The organism is Bradyrhizobium sp. Rc3b (genome assembly GCF_900114915.1).
Classification (GTDB): domain Bacteria; phylum Pseudomonadota; class Alphaproteobacteria; order Rhizobiales; family Xanthobacteraceae; genus Bradyrhizobium.
The window spans coordinates 201,257-215,753 of sequence record NZ_FOUS01000012.1; the positions used below are offsets into that span (position 1 = coordinate 201,257).

The 14,497-nt window shown below is 66.9% G+C and carries 11 protein-coding genes; 8 read left to right on the top strand and 3 right to left on the bottom strand.

The features are described 5' to 3' along the window. Positions 1–1,032: 1,032 nt before the first annotated feature. The 4 genes from BM190_RS27535 (at position 1,033) to BM190_RS27550 (ending at position 6,028) form a co-directional block, all read left to right on the top strand. The gene (locus BM190_RS27535; protein ID WP_092260697.1) at positions 1,033–3,369 is read left to right on the top strand and encodes a Tex family protein; all 2,337 of its coding nucleotides are present in this window, start codon (positions 1,033–1,035) and stop codon (positions 3,367–3,369) included. A 326-nt stretch (positions 3,370–3,695) separates the two neighbouring features. Continuing rightward, positions 3,696–4,178: a hypothetical protein gene (locus BM190_RS27540; protein ID WP_018317259.1), complete on the top strand. Its 483-nt coding sequence runs from the start codon at positions 3,696–3,698 to the stop codon at positions 4,176–4,178. A 100-nt stretch (positions 4,179–4,278) separates the two neighbouring features. Next, positions 4,279–4,971, top strand: a complete 693-nt coding sequence (locus tag BM190_RS27545) for a response regulator transcription factor (RefSeq protein ID WP_018317258.1) — start codon at positions 4,279–4,281, stop codon at positions 4,969–4,971. Next, entirely contained in the window at positions 4,958–6,028 is a 1,071-nt protein-coding gene (locus BM190_RS27550; protein WP_092260699.1) for a sensor histidine kinase, read from the top strand. The genes BM190_RS27545 and BM190_RS27550 overlap by 14 nt, the downstream gene beginning before the upstream one ends. On the opposite strand, the gene BM190_RS27555 is transcribed toward BM190_RS27550, so the two are convergent. Beyond that, complete coding sequence (locus tag BM190_RS27555; RefSeq protein WP_018317256.1) at positions 6,023–6,394, bottom strand: response regulator transcription factor; 372 nt, start codon at positions 6,392–6,394, stop codon at positions 6,023–6,025. The two genes, BM190_RS27550 and BM190_RS27555, sit on opposite strands and share 6 nt — an antisense overlap. Then, positions 6,391–7,257, bottom strand: coding sequence for a S1C family serine protease (locus tag BM190_RS27560; RefSeq protein ID WP_092260702.1), 867 nt, complete (start codon positions 7,255–7,257; stop codon positions 6,391–6,393). Before BM190_RS27560 ends, BM190_RS27555 begins: the two co-directional genes overlap by 4 nt. A 184-nt stretch (positions 7,258–7,441) precedes the next feature. Here BM190_RS27560 and BM190_RS27565 point away from each other — a divergent pair, with 184 nt between their 5' ends. From BM190_RS27565 to BM190_RS27580, 4 genes are all read left to right on the top strand, one after another. Then, positions 7,442–8,407, top strand: coding sequence for a VOC family protein (locus tag BM190_RS27565; protein WP_092260704.1), 966 nt, complete (start codon positions 7,442–7,444; stop codon positions 8,405–8,407). A gap of 56 nt (positions 8,408–8,463) precedes the next feature. After that, on the top strand, positions 8,464–9,339 hold the full coding sequence (locus BM190_RS27570) for a dihydrodipicolinate synthase family protein (RefSeq protein ID WP_092260706.1): 876 nt from the start codon (positions 8,464–8,466) through the stop codon (positions 9,337–9,339). A 169-nt stretch (positions 9,340–9,508) separates the two neighbouring features. Further along, positions 9,509–10,612 (top strand): S1C family serine protease, encoded by a 1,104-nt coding sequence (locus tag BM190_RS27575; protein ID WP_018317252.1) that lies wholly within the window; start codon positions 9,509–9,511, stop codon positions 10,610–10,612. 126 nt (positions 10,613–10,738) lie between these two features. Next, positions 10,739–13,063, top strand: a complete 2,325-nt coding sequence (locus BM190_RS27580; protein WP_092260708.1) for a xanthine dehydrogenase family protein molybdopterin-binding subunit — start codon at positions 10,739–10,741, stop codon at positions 13,061–13,063. Between the two features lie 222 nt (positions 13,064–13,285). Here the strand turns inward: BM190_RS27580 and BM190_RS27585 are convergent, their stop codons facing one another. Beyond that, positions 13,286–14,482: an acyl-CoA dehydrogenase family protein gene (locus tag BM190_RS27585; RefSeq protein ID WP_018317250.1), complete on the bottom strand. Its 1,197-nt coding sequence runs from the start codon at positions 14,480–14,482 to the stop codon at positions 13,286–13,288. Positions 14,483–14,497 lie beyond the last annotated feature (15 nt).

Here is a 14,497-nt window from a genome sequence, read left to right on the forward strand (position 1 = left end):
CGCAGCGTAATCCGGGGGCGCTCGCCCGGCATCTGGCACCGTCCCGGATTACGCTGGCGCTCCATCCGGGCTACGCCATCGTTGCTGTGTCGCCCGCTGTCAATTGCCGCGCACAAAAATATTCCACTTTACCGAAATTCGGTTTCGACGTATGTGTCGGCCATCCTGATCCGGCGAAAGGGGCGGTCGTACGTCGTCACGAGCCGCGGATCGGGGAGCGGTGGACGCGCAGCGTCGTGCACGAGAGGCGGGAGCAGGGCGGGATGACCCCCGTGAGGTCCAGGCTTCGTGCGGACGAACGGCGCTTCAAGCGTACGGCCAAATCGCGTGGTCCTGGCTGTCGTTGCTACAGCCAAGCCTTGCGGAGGTGCGCCGAGCCCGACCGGGCGAAGCGCGCCGCCATCCGCGGGGTGACGGAGGCAAGCAGGAACTCGTCTCCGGGGAGAGCGCGCCATAGGCCGTCAAACATCGCGCAGGGAAGGCCGGACGTTTCGGCTTTACCTGTTGATCCGTTGTGCATTGCGTGTGCATCTCATCGCACGACGGACCCGCGGGTGCCAGCCGGCGCCCGGCCTTCCCTGCGTCCTTTCGTTGAGGGCGCGATGCGGAGCGCGAAGCTCGGGCGGAAGCGCCGCGAGGAGGTGAAGGCATGTCTGCAACACACAACCGGCGTCGTGGGTGGGCAAAGCGACTTGTCCGCCATAGCTCGAAGAGCGACGGCGGAAGCGTGCCCACGCATCTCGTGCCGCGTTTAATTTGGTGGGCACGGCGCGGTGCGCCTTTGCCCACCCTACGGCACCGTGTCTGCCGCATACACTCGGTGTCATCGCCCGCGCAGACGCATCCGGGATCCGCGAGGGTGTTCGCGCGCCGTCCCCACGAATGTGGCGAGATCGCATCGGTTCGACAAAAAATCCCCTGTCGACGGTCCGCCGCAGTACCTTGATGAATCAACCCCGGTTGGTCCATAAGCGGCGTCCCGTGGCCGGTGGTTCGCCCCCGCGTTGCGTGCTTGGATAGAGGAATTCTCGCGTGGCAAATATCAACCAGAAAATTGCGCAGGAGCTTGGGGTTCGGGCGGAGCAGGTCGAGGCGACGGTGACGCTGCTCGATGGCGGCGCCACGGTTCCCTTCATCGCCCGCTACCGCAAGGAAGCGACCGGTGCGCTCGACGACGCGCAATTGCGCACCCTGGAGGAGCGCCTGGGTTACCTGCGCGAGCTCGAGGATCGCCGCAAGGCCATCCTCGAATCAGTCCGCGAGCAGGGCAAGCTCGATGCGGCGCTCGAGGCCTCCATTCTCGCCGCCGACAGCAAGGCCCGTCTCGAAGACATCTATCTGCCGTTCAAGCCGAAGCGCCGCACCAAGGCGGAGATCGCCAAGGAGGCCGGCCTCGAGCCGCTCGCCAACCAGCTGGTGGCGGAGCCCACCAACGATCCGAAGGTGGTGGCCGAAGGCTTCATCAACGCCGAGAAGGGCGTTGCGGATGCCGCCGCCGCGCTCGACGGCGCCCGCGCCATCCTGGTCGAACGCTTCGACGAGGACGCCGACCTGATCGGCGCGCTTCGCGAGGAGATGTGGACCAACGCGCGCATGGCCTCCAAGGTGCGCGACGGCAAGAAGACCGAGGGCGAGAAGTTCGCCGACTATTTCGAGTTCTCCGAGCCGCTGACCAAGCTGCCCTCGCACCGCATCCTCGCGATGTTCCGCGGCGAGAAGGAGGAGATCCTCGACCTGCAGATTCAGGCCGAGGCCGAGGCGCTGCCGCCGGGCGTGCCCAGCGCCTATGAACTGAAGATCATGAAGCGGTTCGGCATCGCCGACCTCAAGCGCGCCGGCGACCGCTGGCTGATCGACACGGTGCGCTGGGCCTGGCGCACCAAGATCCAGGTGCATCTCAATATCGACCTGCGCATGCGGCTGTGGAACGCCGCCGAGACCGAGGCCGTGCGCGTGTTCGCCTCCAATTTGCGCGATCTCCTGCTGGCCGCGCCGGCCGGCACCCGCGTCACCATGGGGCTCGACCCCGGCTATCGCACCGGCGTCAAGGTCGCCGTCACCGATGCCACCGGCAAGGTCGTCGATACCGCCGTGATCTATCCGCACGAGCCGCAGCGGCAGTGGAACGAGTCGCTTGCGATCCTCGGCAAGCTCGCATTGAAGCATCGTGTCGAGCTGATCGCGATCGGCAACGGCACCGCCTCGCGCGAGACCGACAAGCTCGCAGGCGATCTCGTCAAGGGGCTGGCCGAGCTGAAGATGACCAAGATCGTGGTGTCGGAAGCCGGCGCGTCGGTCTATTCGGCCTCGGCTTTCGCCTCGGAGGAATTGCCCGGTCTTGACGTCACCCTACGCGGCGCGGTCTCGATCGCGCGGCGCCTGCAGGATCCGCTCGCCGAGCTCGTCAAGATCGAGCCCAAGGCGATCGGCGTCGGCCAGTATCAGCACGATCTCGGCCAGGCGAAGCTCGCAAAATCGCTCGATGCCGTGGTCGAGGACTGCGTGAACGCCGTCGGTGTCGACGTCAACACCGCGTCCGCACCGCTGCTTGCCCGCGTGTCGGGCGTCGGCTCCGGCCTTGCGCAGAGCATCGTGGCGCACCGTGACGCCAACGGCCCGTTCAAGTCGCGGAAGGCGCTCAAGGACGTGCCGCGGCTCGGGCCGAAGGCGTTCGAGCAGTGCGCCGGCTTCCTGCGCATTCTCGGCGGCGAGGACCCGCTCGACGCCTCCGGCGTGCATCCGGAAGCCTATCCGGTGGTGCGCCGGATCCTCAGCGCCACCAAGAGCGACATCAAGGCGCTGATCGGCAGCAGCGAGATCGTGCGCACCTTGAAGCCGAAGGATTTCGTCGACGAGACCTTTGGTCTGCCGACCGTCACCGACATCTTGAAGGAATTGGAGAAGCCCGGCCGCGATCCGCGTCCGGCGTTCAAGGCCGCCGTGTTCAAGGAGGGCGTCGAGGAGATCAAGCATCTCCAGAAGGGCATGATCCTCGAGGGCACCGTGACCAACGTCGCCGCCTTCGGCGCCTTCGTCGATATCGGCGTGCACCAGGACGGCCTCGTGCACATCTCCGCGATGTCCAAGACCTATATCAAGGACCCGCGCGAGGTGGTGAAGCCCGGCGACATCGTCAAGGTCAAGGTGCTGGACTTCGAGGTCGCGCGCAAGCGCATCTCGCTGACCTTGCGTCTCGACGACGAGGTCGGTGCCAAGAAGGACGCCCCCGGCATGCAGCGCGATAACAGCGCGCGCAACCCTTCCCGCATGACGTCGTCCGCCCCGCGAAAGCAGGAATCCTCCGGCGGCGGCGCCCTCGCCGAAGCGCTGCGCCGCGCGGCGGAGAAGAACAACGGCAAGCGGGCGTGAGATCTTGACCTCTCCCGCCCTTTGCGGGGAGAGGTCGGAATTCGCGCGTAGCGCTGATTCCGGGTGAGGGGCGTGGCAACCTGCGCGCCGAATCGATGGTCCCCCCGGCTCCCACACACGCCCTCAATTCAAATCACATTCGCGGAAGCAGCCCCTCACCCCACCCTCTCCCCGTAAGAACGGGGAGAGGGAGTGATAGAGCGTCCTCTCCCTAACACTCGCGTCAGAATCTGGCGCGTTTGTAAGTTGAAGGCGCCGATCTCTTGCTCTCATCTGATCATCCTCGTGCGACGCGCTAACCGCCGCACTGCAAGGAGGATGCTTCGATGAACAACAGGCTTCTCAAAGGCCTCACCGCGGTGACGATCGCCGCGGCGATGGCGCTCGCTTCACCGGTGCTCGCCCGTGGCGGCGGCGGACATGGCGGCTTCGGCGGCGGCGGTCATTTCGGCGGCGGTGGACATTTCGGTGGCGGCATGCACGCAGGCGGCTTCGGCGGCATGCGCGCCGGCGGGATGGGCGGTGCGCGCTTCGCCCATGTCGGCGGTCCTGCCTTTGGCGGTGCACGCTTCGCCCATGCCGGCGGTCCCGCTTTTGGCGGCGCACGCTTCGCCCATGCGGCGATCGGGCCGCGTTTCGCCGGGGCCGGCTGGCACGGCCATCGCGGCTTCCACCATCATCACCATTTCCGTCGTTTCGCCGTCTTCGGCGCGCCCTTCATTTACGCCGGCTACAACGATGGCTGCTGGCGCAGGAGCTGGACGCCCTATGGATGGCAATGGGTCAATGTGTGCGGAGACTATTGGTAGTCGCATCGCCGTACCGCACCATTGTCGCGATCGCCACCGGGCGGTTCCGTCCAGCCCCGGAACGGGATAGTCTGGTGGCGATTGTCGCGCGGAGTTTTGCATGACCGGAGGTCACCGTCGCATCCTGGTCGTCGAGGACGATCCGGAAACAGCAGGCCAGCTCGTCGAGGAATTGACGACCTCCGGCTACGACGTCGATCTCGCAGCTAGCGGCCGTGAAGCCCTCAGCCACGGCGCCGCGCGCGACTATGCCGTGATCACGATCGACCGGATGCTGCCCGATATCGACGGCATCAGCGTGATGCGGCAATTGCGGGACGACGGCGTTGCCGCGCCGTTCCTGATCATCTCCGCGCTCGGCGAGGTCGATGATCGCGTCCGCGGCCTGCGCGCCGGCGGCGACGACTATCTCGTCAAGCCGTTCTCCTTCACCGAATTGCTGGCGCGGCTCGAGGCGCTCGGCCGCCGCAGCGAGACCATCGCCAAGGAGACGCTGCTGCGGGTCGGCGATCTCGCCATCGACCTGATCGCGCGCAACGCCAGCCGCCGCGGCCGCAAGATCCCGCTGCTGCCGCGCGAGTTCCAGCTGCTCGAATATCTCGTCCGCAACGAGGGCCGCGTCGTCTCCCGCGCGATGCTGCTCCAGCACGTCTGGGACCTGCATTTCGACCCCTCCACCAACATCATCGACGTCTATGTCGGGCGCGTCCGCCGCAAGGTCGACGATGCCCAGGCCTATCCGCTGATCCACACCATCCGCGGCATCGGATATTGCCTCCGTGCTCCTGGTTAAGACGCTCCGCTCCTCGACTTTCCGCCTGGCGCTGATCGCGATCGCGGCGTTCGGGCTGATCGTTGCGGCGATCATGGCCTATGTCTATTTCGGCACGCTGGCCTATGTGGAGAGCCGGGTCGGCGACGCCGGCGATCACAGCGGTTTCACCGCGATGATCAAGCTTGCAATGGCGGCGGTTGCCGTGCTGCTGCTGGTGCTCGCCGGGCTTGCCGCCGTGCTGGTGACCCGGCGCACGGTCGGGCGGATCGAGGAGATCAACGCCACCAGCCGCGCCATCATGCTCTCAGGCCTCGACCAGCGCATCCCCTTGCGCGGCAGCCATGACGAATGGGACCGCGTCGCCGAAAACCTCAACCAGATGCTCGACCGCATCGAGACGCTGATGGGTGAGGTCAAGCAGGTCAGCGACAACGTCGCCCATGATCTGCGCACGCCGCTGACGCGGATGCGCGGCCGGCTGGAGAAGGCCTATCACCACCAACGCAACAGCGAGGCGGATGCCGCGCTGATCGGCGACACCATCGCCGATCTCGACGCCGTGCTCGGCATGTTCGCCTCCATCACCCGGATCTCCGAGATCGAGAGCCGCGCCCGCACCGGCGCCTTCCGCGCGCTCGACCTCGCTGAGATCGCCGGCGAGGTCGTCGAGCTCTACGACGCCGCCGCCGAGCAGGTCTCAACGCGCCTCAGCCTCGCCGGAGACCGCGAGGTGCCGATCACCGGCGATCGCGACCTGCTGTTCGATGCCATCGCCAATCTCGTCGACAATTCGATCAAGCACGGCTGCAAAGGCGGGCAGGTGACCGTGACGTGCCGCAGCGCCGATGGCGGTGCGGTGATCGCCATCGCCGACGATGGTCCGGGCATTCCCACTGAGGAGCGCGATCACGTCTTCAAGCGCTTCTACCGGCTCGAGCAGAGCCGCTACACGCCGGGCAACGGCCTTGGCCTCAGCCTCGTCGCTGCGGTCGCGCGCCTTCACGGCGCGGGAGTAGCGCTGCATGACAATGCGCCGGGCCTGACGGTCGAGCTCCGCTTCCCCGCGACATCATAGCTCAATCACGCCGCGGCGTGCCGCATGCGCCACCGCGTCGGTGCGGCCGGTGGCGTCCAGCTTGTCGAGCAGCGAGCCGACATGGAATTTGACGGTGTGCACGGAGATGCCGAGCCGGCGGGCAATCATCTTGTTGGAGGCACCCTCGGCCATCAGCGCCAGCACGTCGAGCTCGCGCTGCGTCAGCGCGATGTCGGCGGGCATCACGCGCGGATCGCGGGCGACGACGGTCGCCGTGGCAGCCTCGCCGGGCGCGGCAAGGCGAAGCCCGGCGACGCTGCCGAGCAAGGCCGCCAGGCGATCGGCGAGGGCGGGATCGTCAATCTCCAGGGCAAGCACGATCTCCGGCGTCCGGTCCTCGCTCACGCCTCCGGCCTCTCGCCGACCGTGACCTTGAAGCTGATCGGCTCGCCGCCGCGGCGCGCCGCGACGTCGACCACCGCGCCGACGCTCGAAGGACCCAGCGTTCGCGACAGCGCGCGCACGCCTGACAGCTTCTGGTCGTTAACTGCCACAATGACGTCGCCCTGGCGGATGCCGGCCGCGGCCGAAGGGCCGGCCTTGTCGACATTCATCACCATGGCGCCGATGCCGTCGTCGAGCCGGACCGGCTGGAGCCCGAGGCCGAGATATCCGCGCGCGATGCGGCCGCGCGTCTCGAGTTGCGCCGCGACGCGCTCGATCGTCGCCGTCGGGATCACCAGCACGCGCCGCGGCCCGAGCACGGCCATGCCAAAGGCTTCGCCCGATGCATCGAGCGCAAGGCCGCCCTGCTGGCTGCCGCGCAGGCGGACATCGAGCTCGATCCGCGCATCGATCTCGCCGCCGCGCAGGGAGCGCCAGCCGCTGCCGGACGCCGATACCATCCCCAGCGCGGCACTCGGCGTCTCGCGGTTGGTGGCCACCACGATCGACAACGCGCCGAGGGGCGGGACCGTGGCGGCGAGCTTGACCGGCGTAGCAGCGGCCTCAGTGCGCAGCAGCGCGATGTCGGTGGTGTGGTCGCGGCCGGCGATCGTGGCAGCCACGCGGCTGCCGTCGGCGAGACCGATCTCGACCTTGCCCTCGTCGGCCAGCGCCTCGTCGGCGGTGACGATCAGCCCCCCTTTCCAGACGAAGCCGGTCGCACGGGAGCGATGCGAGTGCACAGAGACGATTGCGGGCGCAGTGCGCGCCACCACATCCGCGAGGGCGGACGATAGTGAGGACAGGGGAGTTGGGTCAGTCATAGCTGGCTCCTATAAGCTGTCCTCAATCTGGGATGTCGCGGGGAATCGCGAAACTGGCCGGGTGGTCAGGACACCGCCTGTTACGGCCGACGAACATGTGATTGGGAGCCGCTCACGGGAACGTGTAGCAATCGGCCCGACATTGCGCCGCACGGCCCCAACCAGTTTCAGCGAGCCCTGACCGATGACCATCGACCTCACCCGCCGCACCCTGCTGCAACTCGCCGGCGCGACCTCGCTTGCCATGGCCGCCGCAGCTGCCGCACGGGCCGAGGGCACGCCGCAGGGCGGCGGGCCGACCTATGCCAGCCGCACGCCGATGCGGGTCGGCATGGTGACGCTGCGGGTGAAGAATCTCGACAAGGTCGCCGACTATTACCGCGATGTGATCGGCCTCACGGTGATGGAACGCTCGGCGACTGCGGCGAAGCTCGGCACATCAGGCGTCACGCTGCTGGTGCTGGAGGCCCGCCCCAATGCGGAAATCGAGCCGCGCAATGCCGCCGGCCTTTACCACACCGCCTTCCTGATGCCGACGCGCAAGGACCTGGCGCGCTGGCTGGTGCACGCGGCCTCGCACCGCGTGAAGCTGTCGGGCTTTGCCGATCACCTCGTCAGCGAATCCGTCTATCTCGACGATCCCGAAGGCAACGGCATCGAGGTCTATGCCGACCGCGATCCCTCGCAATGGCAATGGAGCGAGGGCAGCGTGAAGATGGCGTCCGACGAGCTCAACATTCCGGACCTGTTGTCGCTGACCAATACGCGCGTGCCAGATTACGCCAAGGCGCCGGACGGAATGCGCATCGGCCACATGCATCTGCGGGTCGGCGATCTCGCGCAGGCCGGAGGCTTCTATCATGGCGCGATTGGCCTCGATCCGACCCGCAGCCGCAGCGGCGCCGCGTTCCTGTCGTCGGGCCGCTATCATCATCACCTCGGCATCAACGTCTGGCAAAGCCAGGGCGCCGGCCAGCGCGACGACCAGATGACGGGTCTCGCCTGGTTCTCGCTGGTCATGGCCAAGCCGGAGCTGCTCGCCGCGCAGGAAGAACGCCTGCGCAAGGGCGGTGCGACGGTCACGGCGCTTGCCGACGGCGCGGAGGCGATTGATCCCTGGGGCACGCGGGTACGCTTGCTCAAGGTTTGATCGCGGGGGCGGGCATTGCTAAGACCCGTCGGGTGCCAGCTTCCGGAGCCCCCGACATGTCCGAATTCCACGGCGTCTTCCCCTATCTCGTCTCGCCCGTCGATGCCGACGGCACAGTGCGGACGAACGTGCTCGCAAAGCTCTGTGATGATCTGATCGGCGCCGGCGTGCACGGGCTGACGCCGCTGGGTTCGACCGGCGAGTTCGCCTATCTCAATGCCGCACAACGCACCGCGGTCGTGCAGACCATGATCGAAGCCGCGCAGGGCCGCGTGCCTGTTGTCGCTGGCGTCGCCTCGACCTCGACGGCGGATGCGGTGGCGCAGGCGAAAGCCTACCAGAAGCGTGGGGCCGACGGAATCCTCGCGATCCTGGAAGCGTATTTTCCGCTCAGCGACGCCCAGGTCGAATCCTACTTCCGCGACATCGCGGACGCCGTCGACATTCCCGTCGTCATCTACACCAACCCGCAATTCCAGCGCTCCGACCTCACCCTCGACACCATCGCGCGCCTCGCCGAGCACCCGCGCATCGGCTACATCAAGGACGCCTCGACCAACACCGGCCGGCTGCTCTCGATCATGAACCGCTGCGGCGATGCCTTGCGGGTGTTCTCGGCCTCCGCCCACATCCCGGCCGCGGTGATGCTGATCGGCGGGCTCGGCTGGATGGCGGGCCCGGCCTGCATCATCCCGCGCCAGAGTGTCGCGCTCTACGACCTCTGCAAGGCCGGCCGCTGGGACGAGGCGATGGCACTGCAGCGCCGGCTTTGGCGCATCAACGAAGCCTTCGCCCGCTTCAATCTCGCCGCCTGCATCAAGACGGGGCTTGCGATCCAGGGCTACGACGTCGGCGACCCCGTCCCGCCGCAGGCGGCGCTGACGGCCGAGGCGCGCAAGGTGGTGGAGGCGGCGCTGCGCGAGCTGACATAGCTCGTTGTCACGCGGCAATATGCCCCGGCGCTCGTGCGGGAGCCCCAAAAGTCCCAACCTGCGCAATCGAGAAACTTCCGAGCGTTTGCGACGTTGCCGCGTGAGCGATTTCTGTCCATGCAATGTGCATCTCAGAGCCCGCATTCAGCACAAGACACGGTGATCACCCATGAATCGTCGCTACGCGATTGCCGCGGCAGCCTTCGCCGCCCTGCTGCTCGCCGTCACGGCCGCGAAAATCCTGCATGTCCCGGTCTCCTATGCCCCATGGGCGGCGCCCTCCGCACGCGCCGTCGAGCAGCGCGGCCCGCTGTCCGATGGCGAAAAGGCGACCATCGACATCTTTGAACGCGTGTCGCCCTCGGTCGTTCAGGTGGCGGTGAAATCGGCGGCGAGTCCGCTCATGGGCGAGGAAGGCCAGGGCGGCGGCGCGTCCGGCACGGGATTCGTCTGGGACCGCGAGGGCCATCTCGTGACGAACAATCACGTCGTGGCCAATGGTGGCGAGATCGCGGTGCGCTTCGCCTCAGGTGAAGTCGCGCAGGTCGACCTCGTCGGCACGGCGCCCAATTACGACCTCGCGGTGCTGAGGATCCGCAGCGTGCGCGAGCTCCCGCAGCCGGTGGCGCTCGGCAGTTCGAACGACCTGAAGGTCGGCCAATCCGCCTTTGCGATCGGCAACCCCTTCGGGCTCGATCAATCGATGACCTCTGGCATCATCAGCGCGCTCAAGCGCCGGCTTCCAACCCATGGCGGCCGGGAGATCGCCAACGTCATCCAGACCGATGCTGCGATCAATCCGGGCAATTCAGGCGGGCCGCTGCTGGACTCCGCCGGCCGGCTGATCGGCGTGACTACGGCGATCATATCGCCGTCCGGCTCGAATGCCGGCATCGGCTTCGCCGTGCCGGTCGATGTCGTGAACCGGATTGTCCCCGAGCTCATCCGCAACGGCCGCGTGCCGACGCCCGGCATCGGCATCGTCGCCGCCGGCGAGGATGTGTCGACGCGGCTTGGCGTCGAAGGCGTCATCGTGGTGAGGACGGCCCCCGGCAGCCCCGCCGAGCGGGCGGGGATTCGCGGCGTCAACTTTTCGACGGGAGCGGTCGGAGACATCATCACCGCGGTGGAAGGGAAGCCGGTGCGGCGCCTCTCCGATTTGACCGATGCGCTCGAGCAGGCCGGAGCGGGCAAGACCGTTCGCCTCACGGTCAAACGCGGCTCGGACAGCCGCGACGTCAATGTAGGCATCATCGATATCGAGCGTTCCTGACGGCGAATTCCCCGCCCGCAAGGGTGGCTGACGCGCATTGCAGATGTGTCGCGGCTCGGTTGTCTGGCGCGCAAAATCGGTTAAAACCGCCGCGGTCGTTTTTGCGGATTTCGAGGACCCCACGGAATGAACATTCTTCCCGGCAATTTGCGTTTCGGAGCGGGGCAGCCCGTCAAGCGTTTGGAAGACCAGCGGCTGCTGACCGGGAAGGGGCAATTCATCGACGACAAGCCAGGCGACGGCGCCCTGTGGTTGTACGTGCTGCGCTCGCCGCATGCCCACGCCAACATCGTCTCGATCGACACCAGCGCGGCCGCCGCGATGCCGGGCGTTGCCGCGATCTACACCGGCGCCGACCTCGTCAAGGACGATGTCGGCAGCATCCCGACGCTGAGCATCTTCAAGCGCCCCGACGGTAAGCCGATGACGGTGCCGCCGCGCCGGCTGCTCGCCCATGAGGTCGTCCGCTACGCCGGCGAGGCCGTGGCGGCCGTTGTGGCTTCGTCCCGCGTCGAGGCGCAGAGCGCGGCCGAGGCGATCGTGGTCGAGTATGACGTGCAGCCTGCGGTGGTCGACCCTGTCGAGGCCGTCAAGCCCGGCGCGCCCGTGGTGTGGCCGGAGGCGCCCGACAACATCGTCGGTGCGATGGCTTACGGCGATGCCGCCAAGGTGGACGAGGCGTTCGCCAAGGCCGCGCACACCGTCGAGCTCGACCTCGTCAGCCAGCGCCTCGTGCCGTCGGCGATGGAGCCGCGCTCGACCATTGCCGAGATCGACAAGAAGACCGGCCGCCTGCTGCTGCATGTGCAGTCGCAGACCCCGGCCTCGACCCGCGACGTGCTCGCCGAGGCCGTGCTGAAGCGTCCCAAGGACAGTGTGCGTGTGCTGGTCGGCGATATCGGCGGCGGCTTTGGCCAGAAGACCAACCTCTATCCCGAGGACGGCATCGTCGCTTACGCCGCGACCAAGCTGAGCAAGAAGATCCGCTGGCGCGGCGATCGCACCGACGAATTCGTCGGTGGCACCCACGGCCGCGATCTCACTTCGACTGCCTCCTTTGCGCTGGACGAGAAGGGCAAGGTGCTGGCCTATCGCGTCAAGTCGATCGGCTGCACCGGCGCCTATTCCTCGGGCGCGGCGAACATCATCCCGCTGGTGCTCGGCCCGTTCGTGCAGACTGGCGTCTACGACCTGCCGCTGGTACATTTCGAGGTGAAGTCAGTGATGACCCACACCGCGCCCGTCGGTGCCTATCGCGGCGCCGGCCGGCCCGAAGCGGTCTTCATCGTCGAGCGCCTGTTCGACGCCGCCGCGCGAAAGATCGGCATCGATCTGCGCGCGATCCGCAAAGCCAACTACATCAAGCCGGCGCAGCTGCCTTATACCAATGCGGCGGGCCAGGTTTACGATTCCGGCGCCTTCGCGCACATGCTCGACCGCGCCGTGAAGCTGGCCGACTGGGACGGCTTTGCCGCGCGCAAGAAGGCGGCGAAGAAGAAGGGCCTGCTCTACGGCCGCGGGCTCACCTCCTACATCGAATGGACCGGCGGCCGCGCCCACACCGAGAAGGTCAGCCTGCACGCGACCTCTCAAGGGCGCGTCGTGCTGCATTCCGGCACCATGGCGATGGGGCAGGGGCTGCAGACCACCTACACCCAGATGATCTCCGACACGCTCGGCATTGCCATGGACAAGATCGATGTCGTGCAAGGCGACACCGATCTCGCGATGGGCTTTGGCAGCGTCGGCTCGCGCTCGTTGTTCGTCGGCGGCACGGCGGTCGCGGTCTCCTCCAACGATCTGATCCAGAAGGCGCGCGAGAAGGCGGCGAACGTGCTGGAGACCTCGGTCGAGGACATCGAATATCAGGGCGGCATGCTGACCGTGGTCGGCACCGACCGCCGTATCAGCCTGTTCGACATCGCCGAAAAGGAGAGCGGCGCCAAGCTCAGCGTCGATTCCGAGGGCGAGGTCGATGGTCCGAGCTGGCCGAACGGCACGCATATCTGCGAGGTCGAGATCGATCCCGAAACCGGCGTCTCCAAGGTCGTGCGCTACACCACGGTCGACGATGTCGGGGTCGCCGTGAACCCGATGCTGGTGACGGGGCAGATCCATGGCGGCGTCGCGCAGGGCATCGGTCAGGCGCTGTATGAAGGCGTCTCGTATGATGCGGACGGCCAGCTCCTCACCGCGAGCTATCAGGACTATTGCATCCCGCGCGCCGACGACGTGCCGCCGATCGTGGTGACGCTGGATGATTCCGCGCCCTGCCGCACCAATCCGCTCGGGGCCAAGGGCTGCGGCGAGTCCGGCGCCATCGGCGGCCCGCCCTGCGTCACCAACGGCGTGATGGACGCGCTCGCCGAGCTCGGCGTCACCCAGCTCAATACGCCGCTGACACCGCAGAAGATCTGGCAGGCGATCAGGGATGCGAAGGCGGCGGGTTAGCGTCGAGTTATTGCGCTAGCTGCTGCCACACACTCCGCTGTCGTCCCGGACAAGCGCGCCCAAGCGCGCGCCGATCCGGGACCCATCACCACAGGGAGGAGTTTGGCGCAAAACTGGTAACTCCGAGTCCCCGCAACCACATCTCCCTGTGGTGATGGGTCCCCGCCTTCGCGGGGACGACAGCGGAGGATGCCGCGCCAATTCGAGCTGAAGTCCTAGATCTCAAATCCCCAGCATCATCTTCGCAATAATGTCGCGCTGGATCTCCGAGGTGCCGCCGAAGATGGTGTAGGCGCGGCCGTTGAGATATTCCGGCACCATTGTCAGCATCTCCTCCGGCGTCGGCGGCTCGTGGTTGAGCTTGTAGAGCGGGCGCATCGGCTCGACGGCAAGGGCGTCGTGGCCGATGACGTCGACGCCGAGCCGCGTCACGGCCTGGCGGATTTCGCTGTTGCGCAGCTTCAGGATCGACGACACCGCGCCGGGGTTTTGTCCGGTCTGCAGCGCGGAGAGCACGCGCAGCTCGGTCATTTCAAGCGCGTCGATATCGACTTCCACCTCCGAGATGCGCGCGGCGATATCGGGACTGTCGATGGCGCGGCCGGTCAGGTCGGACTCGGCGAGGTCGGCGATCGCCTTCAAGCCCTCGCGCAGCTTGGCCGAGGCGATGCCCGAGCCGCGCTCGAACTCGAGCAGATATTTGCCGTAGGTCCAGCCCTTGCCTTCCTCGCCGACCCGGTTGGCCACGGGCACGCGGACGTCGTCGAAGAACACCTGGTTGACCTCGTGGTCGCCGCCGATGGTGAGGATGGGACGCGTGGTGATGCCAGGCGTCTTCATGTCGATCAGGATGAAGCTGATGCCGTCCTGCTGCCGCGGCCCGTCGCTGGTGCGCACCAGCGCGAACATGCGATTGGCGTGATGCGCATGCGTGGTCCAGATTTTTGTGCCGTTGATGATGTAGTCGTCGCCGTCGCGAACCGCGCGCGTCTTCAGCGAAGAGAGGTCGGAGCCGGAGCCCGGCTCGGAATAGCCCTGGCACCAATAATCCTCGCCGGAGAGAATCCGCGGCAGGTAGAAGTTCTTCTGCTCGGGCGAGCCGAAGCCGATGATGACGGGGCCAACCATCTTCACGCCCATGACATTCACATTGGGCACGCCTGCCCGCGCGGACTCCGTCTCGAAGATCCAGCGCTGCGCCGGCGTCCAGGCCGGTCCGCCATGTTCGACCGGCCAGCCCGGTGCGCCCCAGCCCTGCCTGTGTAGCGCGCGCTGCCAGGCCATGCCGATATCAGGGTCGGAGAACACCGAGGGCGTCAGCGCGGTCGCGCGCTTCATCTCCTCGGTGAGATTCTTGGCAATGAAGCTGCGTACCTCGTCCTGGAAGGCGCGCTCCTCGGCATTGAACGACAGGTCCATGAGGCTCTCCCGGTA

Excerpts from the sequence above, each read along its gene's own strand:
- BM190_RS27560 (WP_092260702.1), bottom strand. The coding sequence starts at position 7,257 with ATGACTGACCCAACTCCCCTGTCCTCACTATCGTCCGCCCTCGCGGAT.
- BM190_RS27540 (WP_018317259.1), top strand. The coding sequence starts at position 3,696 with ATGAACAACAGGCTTCTCAAAGGCCTCACCGCGGTGACGATCGCCGCG.
- BM190_RS27575 (WP_018317252.1), top strand. The coding sequence starts at position 9,509 with ATGAATCGTCGCTACGCGATTGCCGCGGCAGCCTTCGCCGCCCTGCTG.
- BM190_RS27580 (WP_092260708.1), top strand. The coding sequence starts at position 10,739 with ATGAACATTCTTCCCGGCAATTTGCGTTTCGGAGCGGGGCAGCCCGTC.
- BM190_RS27565 (WP_092260704.1), top strand. The coding sequence starts at position 7,442 with ATGACCATCGACCTCACCCGCCGCACCCTGCTGCAACTCGCCGGCGCG.
- BM190_RS27585 (WP_018317250.1), bottom strand. The coding sequence starts at position 14,482 with ATGGACCTGTCGTTCAATGCCGAGGAGCGCGCCTTCCAGGACGAGGTA.
- BM190_RS27545 (WP_018317258.1), top strand. The coding sequence starts at position 4,279 with ATGACCGGAGGTCACCGTCGCATCCTGGTCGTCGAGGACGATCCGGAA.
- BM190_RS27570 (WP_092260706.1), top strand. The coding sequence starts at position 8,464 with ATGTCCGAATTCCACGGCGTCTTCCCCTATCTCGTCTCGCCCGTCGAT.